The organism is Sphingomonas sp. 22176, from assembly GCF_052045505.1.
Lineage (GTDB): Bacteria > Pseudomonadota > Alphaproteobacteria > Sphingomonadales > Sphingomonadaceae > Sphingomonas.
In genome coordinates this window covers 528,617-545,077 of record NZ_JBQEPL010000001.1, presented here as the reverse complement: position 1 = coordinate 545,077, position 16,461 = coordinate 528,617, and the positions used below count along the sequence as shown (strand labels likewise).

The following is a 16,461-nucleotide window of genomic DNA, read 5'->3' as shown; positions in this document are numbered from 1 at the left end:
GTTTCGACAATGTTCTGCATGTGCCTACCCCCTCCGTATTTATTGTTGGGATCGATACAGATCCGCACCCGCTGCACCGCAGTGCACGCGACATATGCTCGGAGAATAGGCGCAAGCCTTCGCATCCGCACAAATAGCGGCACAACATCCTCCCCGATTCATTCTTCTTATGCGAATCTATAGGCAGGTGTAGCTCGTCACGTTAGCGCTATCAACTGGTTTTTTGTCGGCGTATTCTTGTCCTTTAGTCAGGCCATTGGCGGCAGAGGTGCGAGCCGATATGCAGAAGCGGGCACGCACCGCGCGCCGGATGGGAGAGGATAGGAATGGCTGAAGGCGTGACATTGCTCGATTCGGTGGAGCATCGCGATTTGCGGGTCCGCCCGGCCGCCGGCCCCCTGCCCTATTTCGTGCCGGTCGTGGCCGCCGAGTTCGCCGCCGCTGCCGCGGCCTGCCCGGTGCTGCTCACCAAGGATGCCGAGACCGGGCGCTTCTATGTCGGCGCGATGCTGGGCTTCGAGCCCGGCGAATCGCTGGTCGAGTTGCGCACCGGCGAAGGCTTCTGGCCGCTCCATGTCGAGCGCCAGGGCTTCTTCATCGCCGGCGATTCGATCGCAATCGATCCGCAGGATGCCCGCTTCGCCGGCCGGGACGGCGAGCCGCTGTTCGGTGAGGACGGTGCTCCTGCCCCGGCGCTCCGCGGCATCCAGCAGACCTTGGTCCAGCTGCACCGCGGCGTTGAGGCTACCCAAGCCTTTGTCGACGCGCTGCTCGCCCACAAGCTGCTCGAGCCGATCGACGTGACGCTGCGCTTCGACGACGGCACGTCGCTCGACCTGACCGGGCTCTACACGGTGAGCCTGGATGCGCTCCACGCACTGGACGATGCGGCGGTGCTCACGCTGTTCCGCGCCGGGCATCTCCAGCTGGCCTATGCGCTGGCCGGCTCGCTACGCCAGATCGCGGTGCTCGCGGCGAGGCGCAATCGCCGGCTCGCGGCCTGACGATGCTGCGCGAGGTCGCCGCCGACATCGCACCCGCCGACTTCGCCGAGGCGCGCCGCGCCTGCCAGCCGATCGTGCTGCGGGGCGCGGCATCGGCCCTCCCCGTCACGCAGGCGGCTGTTGGCGTCGAGAGCCTGTGCCGCTATCTGCGCGGCTTCGACAACGGACGCACGGCCCAGGCGTTCGTCGGCGATCCGGCGATCGGCGGGCGCTATGCCTATGGCGACCAGCCCGACGGCTTCAACTTCTCCCGCGAAACGCTCGGCCTGGGTGCGGCGCTGGACCGCATCGCCCGCGCCGCCGCCGATCCGCACCAGCCCAGCGTCTATTGCGGCTCCCTCCCCGCCGAGGACCATCTGCCCGGCTTTGCCGAGGCCAACCCCATGGCCCTGGTGCCCGAGGGTATGCTGCCACGGCTATGGATCGGCAATGCCTCGACCATCGCCTGCCATTATGACCGGTTCGACAATCTCGCCTGCGTGATCGCGGGCGAGCGCCGCTTCACGCTCTACCCGCCCGATGCGATCGGGGATCTGTATGTCGGCCCGATCGACCATACCATGGCGGGCCAGCCGGTGAGCCTCGCCGCCACCGCAGCCTCGCAGGATCCCCGCTATCCCCGCTTCGCCGCAGCCCGGGCGCTCGCGCTGACGGTGACGCTCCACCCCGGCGACGCGCTCTATCTGCCCAAGCTCTGGTGGCACCAGGTCGAGGCGACCGCGCCGTTCAACCTGCTGATGAACTATTGGTGGGACGATTTCGCCAGTGGCCCCGATTCCCCCTACACCGCGCTGCTGCTGGCGATGACGACGCTTGCCGAGCGGCCCCCGGCCGAGCGCGCAGCGTGGCGGGCGTTTTTCGATCATTATGCCTTCCGGCCCGACGGCCATCCGCTCGCGCATCTGCCCCCCGAGCGCCACGGCATCCTCGCCGACAGTCGCGAGAATCGCGGACGGATTCGCGCCTTCGTGATGCAGCTGCTGCGCGGCGGCTGAGGCTCAGCTATGCTCGGTGCCGAAGGCGCGGTCCCCGGCGTCGCCCAACCCCGGCACGATATAGCTGTGCGCATTGAGCTCGGCATCGAGCCCCGCCGTCCAGATCCCCACCTCGGGATGCGCCGCGCGCACCGCTGCCACGCCTGGCCGCGCCGCGAGCAGGCAGACGAAGCGCAGGTCGCGCGCCCCCGCCGCCTTCAGCCGATCGAGCGCGGCGACCGCGCTGTTGCCGGTCGCCAGCATCGGATCGACCATCACCACCGGCCGCGACGCAATGTCGGCAGGCGCCTTGAAATAATATTCGATGGCCTCAAGCGTCTGCGGATCGCGATAGAGGCCGAGATGTGCCACCGCGGCCTCTGGGAGCAGATCCAGCAGCCCCTCGGCCATGGCGAGCCCGGCGCGCAGCACCGGCACCACCACGGGGGCTGCGCAGCCCAGCACTGGCGATTCCATTGCGGCTACCGGCGTCTCGATCGCGCACGGCGCGAGCGGCAGATCGGCCAGCGCGGCCGCCCCCAGCAGCGTCGCCACCGCACGCAATTCGGCCCGGAAGCGCTCGGGCGGCGTGGTCCGGTCGCGCAGCCGGGTAAGGCGGTGCTGGACCAGCGGATGGGCGACGATCGTCGGCCCTTCGAAATGGGGTTCGGCCATGGCCGCGTGGTGCGCGATGCACCGCCGGCATGCAAGCCGGTGGTGGGGCATGCGTTGACGCGTCTCTTCTTCTGGCGCTCCGGTTGCTGTATTTAGGCAGATGATAGCGCTACCGTACATCGGGGCGCACAACGCCGATCGTTGCTGATGAACGCTGCTGGTCAGCACGTTCCTTGGTGCACTGCCGACAAGAAACGATGGCCGCTACGGCCGACAAGGGAGAGAATGCGATGCGCAGTCGATACGTCGTGGTGGGCGCCGCCCTGCTGGCCAGCCTCTGGATGGCCCCGGCAGTGGCACAGGTCCAGACGCAGATACCGCCGGTGGTGGCCGGTGCCAAAGCGGTGACGGTGGAGCGGATCAAGGTCCATTCGCCCGCGATCGAAGGCAATCTGGAAGGCGAGAGCGCCGACCGCGACGTGATCGTGGTGCTGCCGCCCGATTATGCCCGCGCGCCCCGCAAACGCTATCCTGTCGTCTATGCACTGCACGGCTATTCGATCGGCGCCGAGCAGTGGATCAAGGAGATCCATGTCCCCCAGGTCGTCGAGGGCGCCTATGCGCTCGGCGCCAGGCCGGTGATCCTGGTGCTGCCGGACAGCAAGACGCTGCACAACGGATCGATGTATTCGAGCTCGCCGACCACGGGCGACTTCGAGCGCTTCGTCGCGCATGATCTCGTCGCCTATATCGATGCGCATTACCGCACGATCGCGACGCGTGAGAGCCGGGGCCTGGTCGGCCATTCGATGGGCGGCTATGGCGCCAGCCGCATCGGGATGAAGCATGCAGATGTGTTCGGCGCGGTCTATATGATGAGCCCCTGCTGCCTCTCGGCACGCGACGCGAGCATGCTCGATGCCAATGGGCTCGCGCAGATCGCGGCGATCAAGACTCGCGAGGATGCGACCAAGCTCCCCTGGGGCCTGCGCGCCACGCTGGCGGCCGCCGCGGCCTGGTCACCCGATCCCAAGGCGCCGCCGCTCTATCTCGACCTGCCGATCGAGAACGGCAAGCAGCGGCCCGAGGTGCTGGCGAAATGGGCCGCCAACGCACCCCTGGCGTTCGTCGACCAATATATCGGGGAATTGCGCCGCTATCGCGCCATCGCGATCGACGTCGGCGACAAGGACGGCCTGCGTGGCGACGCGCAGGCGCTGCACGAGACGCTGGACCGCTACGGCGTCGCCAACAGCTTCACCCTCTATCCGGGCGACCACACCAGCGCGGTGGCCGACCGGTTCCAGAATTACGTCCTGCCCTTCTTCAGCAAGAACCTGGTTTTCCCGAACCAGCGCTGAGGCCGCTCCTGGGGCGACGCGAGCCGGTGGCGGATCGCGTCGCGCGCGGCGTCATGCCAGGTCGGGCGCAGCGCCTCGGAGCCGTGGCCCCGCCATTGGTCGTCGTGCAGCTGCTCGATCATGCCTCACCCCTCGTCCTGCGCCAACGCTGCAGTGCGACGAAGTGTTCACCATTTCTTTACCATGATCCAGCATTTTGCCGCACTGCTACACTTCAATCCGCGCAGGTGCGAGCAGCTCGGGGATGCGTTCCGCGAGGGCGAAATAGCCCTTTCGGCAATGGGGCCAGGCTTGCTCGTCCCAGGCGCGACGATATTCGGCGATACGGACCCCCGCCCCTTCGGGATGCGATTGTAGCGACTCCGCAATGGGTCCCACGAGCGCGTAGCCGGTAACGATCTGCGCACAGTTCTCGGCCTGCGCGACTGCCAGTGCGGCGTCGATATCGTCCACCCAAAGCGCCGGCACCTGCCAATGGCTCGACGCGCGCTGCAGCCCGTCCGCGACCGCGGCAATGTCGGCGGCGCCGCTGCAATGCTGGCGACAGGCGATCACGCGCCGCACGTCGAGGGCGTGGAGCTTCGTCTCGTTCTCCAGCGACAGGTCTTCCGGCGTCAGCAGCAACAGCGATGGGGTATGCAGCTCGGGAAGTACTGGGGCTCGGATCGGAGCTGGCTCCGGAAGAAATGTTTCACGTGGAACGTTAGCCTGTGTTGCCAGGCCCACCGGGTTGAAACGCCCGCCCGTCATCATCCGGATTCGCTCTGCGTCCGCCAGATACGGCTTCCCTCGCGTGTGCAGCCCGGCAACCCAGCGCCACGAAAGCGTGTTCGACGCGGGGTCCGCGTCGACGAGGTGCCGAAAGGTACATGCCGCACCGAGCTCCCAAGGCAGCCCCAGCGTGAAGATCCAGATCGAGGCGAACTGCATCCGCGCCCAATTGTGCAGATAGCCCGTCTCACGAAGCTCCCGCGCCCAGACGTCAAAAGCATCAATGCCCGTCCGGCCGTCGAGCGCCGCCGCGTAGCCGTCCGGCACCCCCTGCTCGATCAACCGCGCGCACGCCGATCGCCAGTTAGCCCATACGGAGGGGTGCTGCTCCAGCCATCCCTTCCAATAGGTCCGCCAGAACAGCTCGGCGACGAATTTGGAGGCTGCCGAATAGCCGTGCAAGCCGATCACCGCCTCGGCGACCTCGGCCTCGCTGACCAGCCGGCGGCGCAGGGCGGCGGAGAGCCGCGACACGGCATGGTGCCGCCCCTGCCCGCGCTCCTCGTTGCGATACTGGGCATACTCCGCCCCCGCGTGCGGCAGAAACGCGTTAAGCCGCGCGAGCGCCGCGCTGCGCGACAGCGGGAAGTCGAAGGACAGGATCGGCCCACGGCCCGGTGCGGAGAGCAGCATGACGACAGGCTGCCATGCTGCTCCAAAAGGTCAAACCTGCCACTAGGGACAGCGGAACCCGATCAGATCCGCTCGCCGCTCAGCCGCTGGCAGATCATGTCGAGCTGGTCGAGCGTCGAATAGCTGACCGTCAGCGTGCCGCCCTTCTCGCCATGCGCGATGCGGACGTTGAGACCCAGCACGTCGCCCAAATGCCGCTCCAGCGCCGTGATATCGGGGTCGCCTTCGCTGCGGCTCTCGCTGACCTTGCGCTTGGACGCCGGCTTGGCGGTGCGTGCCAGCTTCTCGGTATCGCGCACCGACAGCCCCTTGGCAACGACTTCGCGTGCCAGCTTTTCGGGATCGGGTGCACCGATCAGCGCACGGGCATGGCCCATCTCCAGCGAGCGATCGACCACCATTTCGCGCACCGGCACTGGCAAGTCGAGCAGGCGCAGCAAATTGGCGATGTGGCTGCGCGACTTGTGGACGATCTTGCCCAGCGCCTCCTGGGTATGGCCGAACTCGCGGATCAGCCGGGCATAGCCCTCGGCTTCTTCGATCGCGTTGAGGTCCTGGCGCTGGATGTTCTCGATCAGCGCGATTTCAAGCGTCTCGGCGTCGCTCAGCTCTCGGACGATCACCGGTACCTCGTGGAGCCGCGCCCGCTGCGCCGCCCGCCAGCGGCGCTCGCCCGCGACGATCTGGAAGCTCTGGCCATGCGGCCGGACGAAGATCGGCTGGATCAGCCCGCGGGTACGGATCGACTCCGCCAGCGTGTCCAGCGCCTCCTCGTCGAAATGGCGTCGCGGCTGGTTGGGATCGGCGACGAGCGAACTGATCGGCAGCATCCGAACGCCCGAGGCGCTGGTCGGATTACCCTTGATCGGCTCTTCAGGGATGCTGTCGCCCAGCAACGCGGAAAGCCCGCGGCCGAGACCGGGGCGGGGCTTGCGGGCGGCGGCGGGAGATTCGGTCATGCGGCTTTCTGCAATTTGGGAAGGCGGTCGATCACTTCGCGGGCGAGCGCGATATAGGCTTCGGAGCCGGCGCAGCGATGATCGTAGATCAGCGCGGGCACCCCGTGGCTCGGCGCTTCGGACAGGCGGACGTTGCGCGGGATGACGGTGTCGAACACCACCCTGCCCAGCACTGCGCGGACATCGTCCGAAACCTGGTCGGTCAGGCGATTGCGGCGATCATACATGGTCAGCGCGACGCCGAGGATCGACAGGCCCGGGTTGAACCGGGTGCGGATCCGCTCGACGGTGTTGAGCAGCTGGCTGAGCCCTTCCAGCGCGAAGAACTCACACTGGAGCGGCACCAGCAGCGCGTGCGCCGCAACCATCGCATTGACCGTCAGCAGCCCCAGCGAGGGCGGGCAGTCGACCAGGATCACATCCCAGCGCTCGGCCTGGTGGCGCTTGATCGCGGCGTCGAGCCGGTGGGTACGCGCATCGAACTCGATCAGCTCGATCTCGGCGCCCGATAGGTCCTGCGTCGCCGGCACCACGTCGAGGCCCGGCACGGTGGTGGGCACCGCCACATCTTCGAGATCGGCGTCCGACACCAGCAGGTCGTAGCTCGAATGCTCGCGATCGCCGCGGCCGATGCCGAGCCCGGTCGAGGCATTGCCCTGCGGGTCGAAATCAATCAGCAGCACACGCTTGCCGGTCGCGGCGAGGGCGGTGCCGACATTGATGGCGGTCGTGGTCTTGCCCACCCCGCCCTTCTGATTGGCGATCGTGATGGTGATCATCTGGCGCCTATCTGTGTTGCGACCACGATGCCCGAGTCCGGCTGCGTGATGCTGGGTTCCACGTGAAACCGACCTTGCCATTTCGCGCGCGCGGCATCCACCTCCGATTGCGCACTCCGCCCCTTGGGCAGCAACCAGACTGTGGACGAATCGGTGCAGTGCACTGTGGATAACATCAGCGCGGACATTTCGGCGACCGCTCGGGCGGACACAACGGCCACGGGCCGATCCGGACGATAGGATTCCACCTTGCTGCCGATCACCGTCACGCGGCCGCCGATCCCGAGCTGGTCGGCGGCATCGCGAAGGAACTGGACTCGCTTGGTCCGCGGCTCGACCAGCAGGACGGGACGATTGGTGAGCAGCGCCACCACAATGCCGGGCAATCCGGCACCGCTGCCGACATCCAGCCAGGCTCCCTCTCCCGCCGCTTCGGCCAACGGCACCAGCTGGGCGGAGTCCGTGAGATGGCGGCCCCAGAGGCTATCTAGCGTCGAGCGCGCGATCAGGTTCTGGTGCTCGGCTTCCGCGACAAGGATGTCGCCGAACGTGGCAACCAGTGTTTCACGTGAAACACCGAAGCGGTCGCGTACCCAGGCCTTGGCTTCGTCTTCGTTCATGCCACGGCCTTTCGCGCGTGCAATAATATGGAGGAGAGTGCGGCGGGGGTGATTCCGCGGATGCGAGCAGCGGCCCCCAGCGTCTCTGGGGCAGCGACACTCAACCGTTCGACCATCTCGTTCGACAGCCCGGGAATGGCGGCATAGTTCATGTCGACCCGCAACCGCACGGCGTCGTTCGCGCGCAGCTGCGCAACCTCGGCATCCTGGCGTTCGAGATAGGGTGCATAGCGCGCGTCCTCGACATACTCCGCCAACAGCGCCGGATCGGCATCCGGGTCAGCATCCAGTACATGCTCGAGCGCGACGCCGGGGAAGCGCAGCCACTCCCGCGCCGGCCGCTTCGCGCCGTCCTGCGCCACGGGTGCGCCGCGGGTGGCAAGCTGATGCGCGGTGCGCTCGACCGCGAAGATCACGTCGAGCTTCTCCCGGCCTTCTCGGCTACGGTCGAGCCGCGCCTGGCGCTCCGAACCGAGCAGCCCCAGCGCCTCGCCAATCGGACCCAGCCGCGTCTCGGCATTGTCAGCCCGCAGGCGCAGGCGGAACTCGGCGCGGGCGGTGAGCATGCGATAGGGTTCGGTCACCCCTTGCAGCACCAGGTCGTCGATCATCACGCCCAGATAGGAGGTGGCGCGATCGAGCACTAAGGGCGCGATGTCCAGCGCCAGTGCCGCGGCATTGGCGCCGGCGGCGAGCCCCTGCCCGCCTGCCTCTTCATAGCCCGTCGTGCCGTTGATCTGGCCGGCGAAGAACAGGCCGGGGATCTGCGGCAGCGCCAAGGTCGATTCCAGCGCGCGCGGATCGATATAGTCATATTCGACCGCATAGCCGGGCACGGTGATGACCGCCTGCTCCAGCCCCGGGATCGACGCAATCATTGCCGCCTGCACGTCGGCCGGGAGCGAGGTCGAGAGCCCGTTGGGGTAGATCCAGTGATGGTCGAGCGCCTCGGGCTCCAGGAACACCTGGTGCCCGTCGCGGTCGCCGAAGCGGTGGACCTTGTCCTCGATCGAGGGACAGTAGCGCGGCCCCTGCGCCTCGATCGCGCCGGTGAACAGCGGCGAGCGATCCAGCCCGCTGCGGATCGCATCGTGCGTCGCCTGCGTCGTGCGGGTGACCGCGCAATGGAGCTGCGGCAGCGGGCGCGTCGCGTTCATCGCCGACATCGTCCACGGCTCGGCATCCGAGGCCTGCTCCTCGGTGCGCGCCCAGTCGATCGTGCGGCCGTCGAGCCGCGGCGGCGTGCCGGTCTTGAGCCGACCCATCGGTAGTGCCAGCTCGCGCAGCTGCGCGGCGAGGCGAAGCGCGGATGCCTCCCCTACCCGCCCGCCCTCGAACCGCTCCTCGCCGCGGAACAGCCGGCCGCCGAGGAAGGTGCCGGTGGCGAGCACGACGGCAGGCGCAGCCAGGCGGGTGCCGTCGCGCAGCTGCACACCCGCGACGCGACCACTCTCAAGGATCAGCGCTTCCGCTTCGCCCTCGACGAGCTTCAGATGGTCTTGTGCACGCAGCGTCGCCTGGATCGCTGCGGCGTAGCGCGTGCGATCGGCCTGGACGCGAGGACCTTGGACGGCAGTGCCCTTGGAGCGGTTGAGCATGCGATAATGGATGCCGGCGGCGTCGGCCGCGCGCGCCATCAGCCCGTCGAGCGCGTCGATCTCGCGGACGAGATGGCCCTTGCCGAGCCCGCCGATTGCCGGGTTGCACGACATCGCGCCCAGCTTTTCCAGATCGAAGCTGAGCAGCGCGGTGCGGGCACCACGGCGCGCGGCCGCAGCCGCTGCCTCGGTACCGGCATGGCCGCCGCCGATCACGATCACGTCGAATTGCATGGCACCGCTAAACGCCTTCGGCGCGCGCTTGTCCAGAGGGGTGCGGTGGAACGCCCCATGCGTGTTCCACGTGGAACACTTTATTTACCGATGCAGAACTTCCCAAACAGGGCGTCGAGCACGTCCTCGACACCGGCGTGACCGGTGATCGCATCGAGCGCGCGGCGCGCGGCGCGGAGCTCCTCGGCGAAGAGCAGCGGGTCCATGAGTGATGCAGCGCGTGCCAAGGCGCCGGCAGCCGCCATGCACCAACTGCGCTGGCGCGCGTTGAGTGCGACGAGGTCGGGCGGCGGGAGCAGGTCGGAAGCGAGCACCGCCATGCGCTGCCAGAGCGTATCGAGCCCCCTGCCCTCGCGTACCGACACGACCAGCTGATCTGGCTGCGCGGGCGCGCGGCCCTCGACATCGGCGCGGGCATGGACCCATAAGGCACAGGCATGCGGCGGTGGCGGATCGTCGCCCAGCCACAGCAGCATGTCGGCCTCAGCCAACGCATCGCGGGCGCGTGCCACGCCGATCGCTTCGATCGGGTCGTCGGTTTCCTCCGCGAGCCCGGCGGTGTCGATCAGCAGCCAGGCTATCCCTTCACGGACCACCGGCACTTCGATGCGGTCGCGCGTGGTACCGGCGATCGGCGACACGATCGCCGCGTCGCGCTCGGCAAGGGCATTGAACAGGGTAGACTTGCCGGCATTGGGCGGGCCGCCGAGCGCGACGCGCAACCCGTCGCGCAGCCGCTCGACCGGCGGCCTTGCGGCCACGGCGGCGATGTCGCTGCCCAGCGCCGCCGCCCCCGATCGCAGCGCCGGCAGCGGATCGGCGCCGGCAACGTCATCCTCATCCCCGTGGTCGAGCTCGGCTTCGATGCGCGCGGCGAGGCCGAGCAGCCGCGTCGTCCAGTCCTCGGCATGGCGCCGCACCGCGCCGCCCGCGCTGCGGATCGCCGCGCGCCGCTGCGCCTCGGTTTCGGCCATCAGCAGATCGCCCAGCCCCTCGGCCTCGCTCAGGTCCAGCCGGCCGTGAAGCAGCGCCCGCCGAGTGAACTCCCCTGCCTCCGCTGCGCGAAGTTCGGGAAGTTTCGCCAGCGCCGCCTCGACCGCACGCACGACGGCGCGGCCGCCATGCAGGTGCAGCTCGGCAAGATCCTCGCCGGTCGCCGATCGCGGGCCCGGGAAGCACAGCACCAGTGCCTGGTCGAGCGGCTCGCCCGCCGCATCGCGCAAGGTGCGCAGCGCAGCGCGCCGCGGTGCGGGAACATCGCCCGCAAGCTGCTGCACCGCAGCAAAGGCCTGCGCGCCGCTGATGCGCAGCACCGCGATCGCTGCGGGCGGAGCGCCGCTCGAAACCGCGAAGATCGTGTCCATGCGGGGCGCCGTCAGCTCCCGGGCTTCTTGGTCGCGGCGTCGAACATGCCGCGCCAGAAGTTCATCCCCGCCTCGCCCATCGGCGCCCAGCTGCGCATCATCTGCTCGAAGCCTTCCGGGGTGCCGTGGTTCTCGATCGCCTTGACCATCAGCTGCACATAGCGATCGTGCACCGGCGTCAGGTCCGGAAGTCCCATGGCGCGGCGGGCTTCTTCCGGCGTGCACTCGACTTCGACGTTGATCTTCATGTGATCCCTTCCGCGCTTGAGTGCATCCCCGGCCGCCTGCTAGGCCATGGCCATGTATGCGCGCGACCATGCCCTGATCGCAACGCCCATCGGCCCGATCCGGATCGAAGGCAAGGACGGGTATCTGGAGCGGATCACCATCGACGCGGGAGGTCCGCCAAGCCGCGGGAGCGCCGACGCGGTCCGCATGGCAGCGGAGCAGCTCGAACAATGGTTTGCCGGCGAACGGCGCGCGTTCGACGTGGCACTGTCGCCGGCCTCGACGCCGCGCGGCGCGTGTTTGCGCGAGGGCCTGATCGCGGTGCCGTTCGGACAGACCATCAGCTATGGCGAACTTTCGCGTGCGCTGGGTTCAAGCGCCCGCGCGATCGGTCAACTATGTGCACGAAACCCGTTTCCGCTCGTTGTACCCTGCCACCGCATCCTCAACCAAGGCGGCGGACTCGGCGCCTATTCGGCCGGGCAAGGGCCGATCACCAAATCCTGGCTGCTCGAGCATGAGCGGCGCTTAACCGGAGACTATCTGCTATGAGCAATCTGACGATCGACGCGCTGGACGAAAGCGGCAGCTTCTCCGCCTATGTCGCGCGCCCCGAAGGCACCCCGCGCGCCGCGATCATCGTGATCCAGGAAATCTTTGGCGTGAACGAAGGCATCCGCCAGAAGTGCGAGGATTTCGCGCGCGACGGCTATCTGGCAATTGCGCCCGACCTGTTCTGGCGCCTCAAGCCCGGCATCGAGCTCGATGCGGACGTGTCGGAGGAGTTCCAGCAGGCGCTCGACCTGTTCGGCAAGTTCGATCAGGACAAGGGCATCGCCGATATCGAATCGACTATCCAGGTGGCGCGTGCCGAGCTGGGCGGCGGCAAGGTCGGCGCGGTCGGCTTCTGCCTCGGCGGCCGTCTCGCCTACATGACCGCGGCGCGCACCGACATCGATGCGAGCGTCGGCTATTATGCCGTGGGGATCGACGGACTGCTCGACGAGAAGCACGCCATCGCCAAGCCGCTGATGCTGCACATCCCGGAGGCCGATCATTTCGTGTCGCCCGAGGTGCAGGCGAAGATGCACGAGGGGCTGGACAATCACCCCAAGGTCACGCTGTACGACTATCCGGGTGAGGACCATGGCTTCGCCGCCGAACTCGGCAAGCGCCGCTCGGAAGAAGCCGCACAACTCGCCGACAAGCGCACCGCAGACTTCTTCGCCGCGAACCTCGGCTGACGCCCCTGCCCGCCCCTCCCTGCCGCGCAGGGAGGGGGCCTGGGGGCTCAGAACAGGCTGGTGATGCCGGCAGTGCCAGGCGTGCCCACCCAGCCCTCATAGATCATCTTGAACGCCACGAAGACGATCACCGCCAGGCCGAAATAGGCGATCCAGCGGTGCTTATCGATCAGCTTCGCGATCAGGTTCGCCGCCAGCCCCATCAGCGCCACCGACAGCAGCAACCCGACCACCAGGATGCCAGGGTGCTCCCGCGCCGCACCTGCGACGGCCAGGACATTGTCGAGGCTCATCGAAACGTCTGCCACAGCGACTGCCCAGGCCGCCCCGGCAAAGCTGCGCGCGGCACGTACGCCCGAGCGCTCGTCACCCTCGATCTCTTCGGATCCCGCGCTCTCGCCGCCATGGCGGATCTCGCGCCAGAACTTCCAGCTGACCCAGAGCAGCAGCAGCCCGCCCGCGAAGATCAGCCCAACGATCCCCATCAGCCAGCTCACGATCAGCGCGAAGGCGATCCGCAGCACCAGCGCAGCACCGATGCCGATCAGGATCACCTTCTTGCGCTGGTCCGCGGGCAGCCCCGCCGCCAGCGCGCCGACGACGATGGCATTGTCGCCGGCCAGCACCAGGTCGATCATCAGCACCGATCCGAACGCGGCCAATGCCGCCGGATCGCCGAGATTGGAGAAATCGGCGACGATGTGCTGCCAGATGTCGAGCGGGGAGCCGACGCCCCCGGCGGCTGCGCTGAGAAGAAGATCGATCATGCCAAAACCCTAGCGCCCTGATCGGCGCACGCAACGCCTACGCTTGCCCGAGCCGAGACGTTCCCTGCAGCCAAACGCAAAAAGGCCGGGCACTCAAGCCCGGCCGTTCCGAAATCACGAAGGCAGGCGCCTGCGTTACTGGTTCATGCTGTCGAAGAAGTCTTCGTTGGTCTTCGAATCCTTCATCTTGTCGAGCAGGAATTCCATCGCGTCGATGGTGCCCATCTGCATGAGGATGCGGCGCAGCACCCACATCTTGGTGAGCTTGGCCTTTTCGACCAGCAGCTCTTCCTTGCGGGTGCCCGACTTGCCGACATCGAGCGCCGGGAAGATGCGCTTGTCCGCCACCTTGCGGTCGAGCACGATTTCCGAGTTGCCGGTGCCCTTGAACTCTTCGAAGATCACTTCGTCCATGCGGCTACCGGTGTCGATCAGCGCGGTGGCGATGATCGAGAGCGAGCCGCCTTCCTCGATGTTGCGCGCCGCGCCGAAGAAGCGCTTCGGGCGCTGCAAGGCGTTGGCGTCGACACCGCCGGTCAGCACCTTGCCCGAGCTCGGCACCACGGTGTTGTAGGCGCGGCCGAGGCGGGTGATCGAGTCGAGCAGGATCACCACGTCCTTCTTGTGCTCGACCAGGCGCTTGGCCTTTTCGATCACCATTTCCGCGACCTGCACGTGGCGCGTCGCGGGTTCGTCGAAGGTCGAGCTGATCACTTCGCCCTTCACCGAACGCTGCATGTCGGTGACTTCTTCCGGGCGCTCGTCGATGAGCAACACGATCAGGAAGACTTCAGGATGGTTGTCGGTGATCGCCTTGGCGATGTTCTGCAGCAGCACCGTCTTACCGACGCGCGGCGGGGCAACGATCAGCGCGCGCTGGCCCTTGCCCTGCGGCGCGACGATGTCGATCACGCGGGCCGACTTGTCCTTGACCGTCGGGTCGAGCGTGTCGAGGCGCAGCTTCTGCTCGGGATAGAGCGGCGTCAGGTTGTCGAAGTTGACGCGGTGGCGCACCGCATCCGGATCGTCGAAATTGACCTTCACGAGCTTGGTGAGGGCGAAATAGCGTTCGCCGTCCTTCGGCCCGCGGATCTCGCCTTCCACCGTGTCGCCGGTGCGCAAGCCGAACTTCCGGACCTGGTTGGGGCTGACATAGATGTCGTCGGGGCCGGCGAGATAATTGGCTTCGGGCGAGCGGAGGAAGCCGAAGCCGTCGGGCAGCACTTCGATCGTGCCTTCGCCCATGATCTGGTCACCCTGTTCGGCCTGGGCCTTGAGGATGGCGAAAAGCAGGTCCTGCTTGCGCAGCGTCGACGCGCTCTCGACGCCCAGTGCCTCGGCCATCGTGACCAGTTCGGCGGGGGCGGTTTTCTTGAGGTCCTTGAGATGCATGTAAGGTCCGGAAATTCTAAGGGGGAGAGCGTCGATCGGCGATAGGTACGCGCAGGATTCGATGCTTGAAGGAAGGATGCACCGAGGTCCGGTACACAGCCACAAAATTAGGTGGGGGCTCCCGCCAAGTCAACTGCGATTCGGCGCAGATTTACCCCGCCGAATCGCAGTGGTTCTCAGAACGGCTTCACCTCGGCGAGGATGACGATGAAGACCAGCGCCAGCGCCGGCACTTCGTTGAGGAAGCGCAGCGTGCGGGTCGCGATCGGCGCCTCGCCACGGCCGAGCTTCCGCGCATAGCCCACCGCCCAGCCATGATAGCCGCTGAGCAGCACGACGAGCAGCAGCTTGGCATGGAGCCAACCGATGCCCGGCTGCCCTTCGAACAGCCCGATATTGGCCGATAGCGCCAGCCCAAGAACCCAGACGATGAGCATCGAGGGCGTGAGGATCATCCGCTTGAGCAACGCCTCGCGCCTCGCCCAGGCCGCCGCCTCGGGCGTGCCCAGCGCTTCTTGGTGGTGGATTAGGTAGCGCGGGAACAGGAACAGCCCCGCCATCCAGAACACCACGAAGATGACGTGGAACGCCTTCACCCACAGATAAGCACTACCGAGCCAGCCGATCATGCCGCGGTCCCCCGCACGCGAGCCAGCAGCTGCTCGACATGCGCGATCGGCGTGTCGGGCAGGATGCCGTGGCCCAGGTTGAACACATGCGGCCGCTCCGGGAAGGCCGCGAGGATCCGGTCGATCGCGCTGTCCAGCACCGGGCCGCCGGTGATCAGCGCCAGCGGATCGAGATTGCCCTGCACCGGCAGCCCCTCCGGCAGCACTGCGTTGGCCCAGGCGGGGTCCACCGTCTCGTCGAGTCCGATCGCATCCACACCGGTTTCGCGAGCATAGGCGGCGAGTTTGCCCCCTGCCCCCTTCGGGAATCCAATTACGGGCACCAGATCCCGAACGGCTGCCGCGATCCGCGCATTGGGGGCGATCACCCAACGTTCGAACTGAGCGGGGCTGAGGCTGCCCGACCAGCTGTCGAACAGCTGCACCGCCTCCACGCCCGCCTCGGCCTGGGCGCGCAGATAGGCGATGGTCTGGTCGGCGATGCGATCGACCAGCGCCTGCATCAGGCCCTCATCGCGATAGGCGAGCCGGCGCGCCTCGGCCTGCTCGCGGCTGCCCTGGCCGGCAATCATGTACGTCGCCACGGTCCAGGGAGAGCCCGCAAAGCCCAGGAAGGTGGTTTGGGGGTCCAGGACCGCCTTCACCCGCCGAATCGTGCCGTAGATGGGTTCCAGGACGCTGGAATCGGCATCGAAGCCGTCGAGCACGTCCCGCGCCGTCACCGTCGGGGCAAGTCTGGGGCCCTCTCCTGTCTCGAACCAGAGCTGCTGGCCGAGGGCCATCGGCACCACGAGGATGTCGGAAAACAGGATCGCGCCGTCCATGCCGAAGCGGCGGATCGGCTGCAGCGTGATCTCGGCCGCGGAGTCGGAATCCATCGCGAGTGCGAGGAATCCGCCCTTCTCGGCACGGAGCGCACGGTATTCGGGCAGGTATCGGCCGGCCTGGCGCATGAGCCAGACGGGCGGAACGGGCTGGCGAGTCCCTTGCAGGGTCGCGAGCAGCGGCTTGGAAGCGCGAAGAGTCAGAGCCGGGATCCCACTACTAGAAGATTCGATTCTCAGGATGTTGGAGTCTGTTGGCCGGTGAAAGCCGGGGCTTATGGTGATGTGAGTCAGTTGCCAACAATTTGACTCCTGTCGCTATGCGGAATCGCACGGATTCGGAAAATCTGTCCACAAGACTCACAGGCTGTGAATGAAAAGCACAAGCTGGGGACGCTGCTGTGGACGAATCACCAGCTGAATCGCGGAATCGGGCGGGTTGGCCCGATGCCGAGGTTACGCTAC

18 protein-coding genes are annotated in these 16,461 nt (G+C 67.2%); 5 read left to right on the top strand and 13 right to left on the bottom strand.

The window, feature by feature from the left end:
* Window positions 1-326: 326 nt before the first annotated feature.
* Both ACTJKY_RS02610 and ACTJKY_RS02605 read left to right on the top strand, forming a co-directional pair.
* Window positions 327-1,004, top strand: coding sequence for a SapC family protein (locus ACTJKY_RS02610; protein ID WP_440844015.1), 678 nt, complete (start codon window positions 327-329; stop codon window positions 1,002-1,004).
* Between the two features lie 2 nt (window positions 1,005-1,006).
* Window positions 1,007-1,999, top strand: coding sequence for a cupin-like domain-containing protein (locus ACTJKY_RS02605; protein WP_440844013.1), 993 nt, complete (start codon window positions 1,007-1,009; stop codon window positions 1,997-1,999).
* A 3-nt stretch (window positions 2,000-2,002) separates the two neighbouring features.
* Here ACTJKY_RS02605 and upp read toward each other — a convergent pair whose 3' ends face one another.
* Complete coding sequence (upp, locus tag ACTJKY_RS02600) at window positions 2,003-2,653, bottom strand: uracil phosphoribosyltransferase (protein WP_440844011.1); 651 nt, start codon at window positions 2,651-2,653, stop codon at window positions 2,003-2,005.
* A 230-nt stretch (window positions 2,654-2,883) separates the two neighbouring features.
* Between upp and ACTJKY_RS02595 the strand changes: the two genes are divergently transcribed.
* A complete protein-coding gene (locus ACTJKY_RS02595; protein WP_440844010.1) occupies window positions 2,884-3,954 on the top strand; it encodes an alpha/beta hydrolase in 1,071 nt (356 codons plus the stop codon).
* On the opposite strand, the gene ACTJKY_RS02590 is transcribed toward ACTJKY_RS02595, so the two are convergent.
* From ACTJKY_RS02590 to ACTJKY_RS02555, 8 genes are all read right to left on the bottom strand, one after another.
* Entirely contained in the window at window positions 3,903-4,076 is a 174-nt protein-coding gene (locus ACTJKY_RS02590; protein ID WP_440844009.1) for a hypothetical protein, read from the bottom strand. The genes ACTJKY_RS02595 and ACTJKY_RS02590 overlap by 52 nt on opposite strands.
* An 85-nt stretch (window positions 4,077-4,161) precedes the next feature.
* On the bottom strand, window positions 4,162-5,358 hold the full coding sequence (locus ACTJKY_RS02585) for an FAD-binding domain-containing protein (protein WP_440844008.1): 1,197 nt from the start codon (window positions 5,356-5,358) through the stop codon (window positions 4,162-4,164).
* 62 nt (window positions 5,359-5,420) lie between these two features.
* Window positions 5,421-6,317 (bottom strand): ParB/RepB/Spo0J family partition protein, encoded by an 897-nt coding sequence (locus tag ACTJKY_RS02580; RefSeq protein ID WP_440844007.1) that lies wholly within the window; start codon window positions 6,315-6,317, stop codon window positions 5,421-5,423.
* Window positions 6,314-7,096 (bottom strand): ParA family protein, encoded by a 783-nt coding sequence (locus ACTJKY_RS02575; protein WP_141987810.1) that lies wholly within the window; start codon window positions 7,094-7,096, stop codon window positions 6,314-6,316. Before ACTJKY_RS02575 ends, ACTJKY_RS02580 begins: the two co-directional genes overlap by 4 nt.
* Entirely contained in the window at window positions 7,093-7,716 is a 624-nt protein-coding gene (locus ACTJKY_RS02570; RefSeq protein ID WP_440844006.1) for a 16S rRNA (guanine(527)-N(7))-methyltransferase RsmG, read from the bottom strand. The genes ACTJKY_RS02575 and ACTJKY_RS02570 overlap by 4 nt, the downstream gene beginning before the upstream one ends.
* Window positions 7,713-9,548 carry a tRNA uridine-5-carboxymethylaminomethyl(34) synthesis enzyme MnmG gene (mnmG, locus tag ACTJKY_RS02565; RefSeq protein ID WP_440844004.1) on the bottom strand — a complete coding sequence of 612 codons (1,836 nt, stop codon included), beginning with the start codon at window positions 9,546-9,548 and terminating at the stop codon, window positions 7,713-7,715. Before mnmG ends, ACTJKY_RS02570 begins: the two co-directional genes overlap by 4 nt.
* Window positions 9,549-9,628: 80 nt before the next feature.
* Complete coding sequence (mnmE, locus tag ACTJKY_RS02560) at window positions 9,629-10,912, bottom strand: tRNA uridine-5-carboxymethylaminomethyl(34) synthesis GTPase MnmE (RefSeq protein ID WP_440844003.1); 1,284 nt, start codon at window positions 10,910-10,912, stop codon at window positions 9,629-9,631.
* 11 nt (window positions 10,913-10,923) lie between these two features.
* Window positions 10,924-11,160 (bottom strand): DUF6489 family protein, encoded by a 237-nt coding sequence (locus ACTJKY_RS02555; protein ID WP_010542707.1) that lies wholly within the window; start codon window positions 11,158-11,160, stop codon window positions 10,924-10,926.
* A 46-nt stretch (window positions 11,161-11,206) separates the two neighbouring features.
* On the opposite strand from ACTJKY_RS02555, the gene ACTJKY_RS02550 reads away from it, so the two are divergent.
* Window positions 11,207-11,692 (top strand): methylated-DNA--[protein]-cysteine S-methyltransferase, encoded by a 486-nt coding sequence (locus ACTJKY_RS02550; protein ID WP_440844002.1) that lies wholly within the window; start codon window positions 11,207-11,209, stop codon window positions 11,690-11,692.
* Window positions 11,689-12,384 carry a dienelactone hydrolase family protein gene (locus ACTJKY_RS02545; protein ID WP_440844000.1) on the top strand — a complete coding sequence of 232 codons (696 nt, stop codon included), beginning with the start codon at window positions 11,689-11,691 and terminating at the stop codon, window positions 12,382-12,384. The genes ACTJKY_RS02550 and ACTJKY_RS02545 overlap by 4 nt, the downstream gene beginning before the upstream one ends.
* Before the next feature lie 47 nt (window positions 12,385-12,431).
* Here ACTJKY_RS02545 and ACTJKY_RS02540 read toward each other — a convergent pair whose 3' ends face one another.
* The 4 genes from ACTJKY_RS02540 to hemE form a co-directional block, all read right to left on the bottom strand.
* On the bottom strand, window positions 12,432-13,151 hold the full coding sequence (locus ACTJKY_RS02540) for a TerC family protein (RefSeq protein WP_141987815.1): 720 nt from the start codon (window positions 13,149-13,151) through the stop codon (window positions 12,432-12,434).
* Window positions 13,152-13,286: 135 nt separating this feature from the next.
* Window positions 13,287-14,543, bottom strand: coding sequence for a transcription termination factor Rho (gene rho, locus ACTJKY_RS02535; RefSeq protein ID WP_064313625.1), 1,257 nt, complete (start codon window positions 14,541-14,543; stop codon window positions 13,287-13,289).
* Window positions 14,544-14,719: 176 nt separating this feature from the next.
* Complete coding sequence (locus ACTJKY_RS02530) at window positions 14,720-15,172, bottom strand: CopD family protein (RefSeq protein ID WP_440843998.1); 453 nt, start codon at window positions 15,170-15,172, stop codon at window positions 14,720-14,722.
* On the bottom strand, window positions 15,169-16,125 hold the full coding sequence (gene hemE / locus ACTJKY_RS02525) for a uroporphyrinogen decarboxylase (RefSeq protein ID WP_440843997.1): 957 nt from the start codon (window positions 16,123-16,125) through the stop codon (window positions 15,169-15,171). The genes ACTJKY_RS02530 and hemE overlap by 4 nt, the downstream gene beginning before the upstream one ends.
* Window positions 16,126-16,461 lie beyond the last annotated feature (336 nt).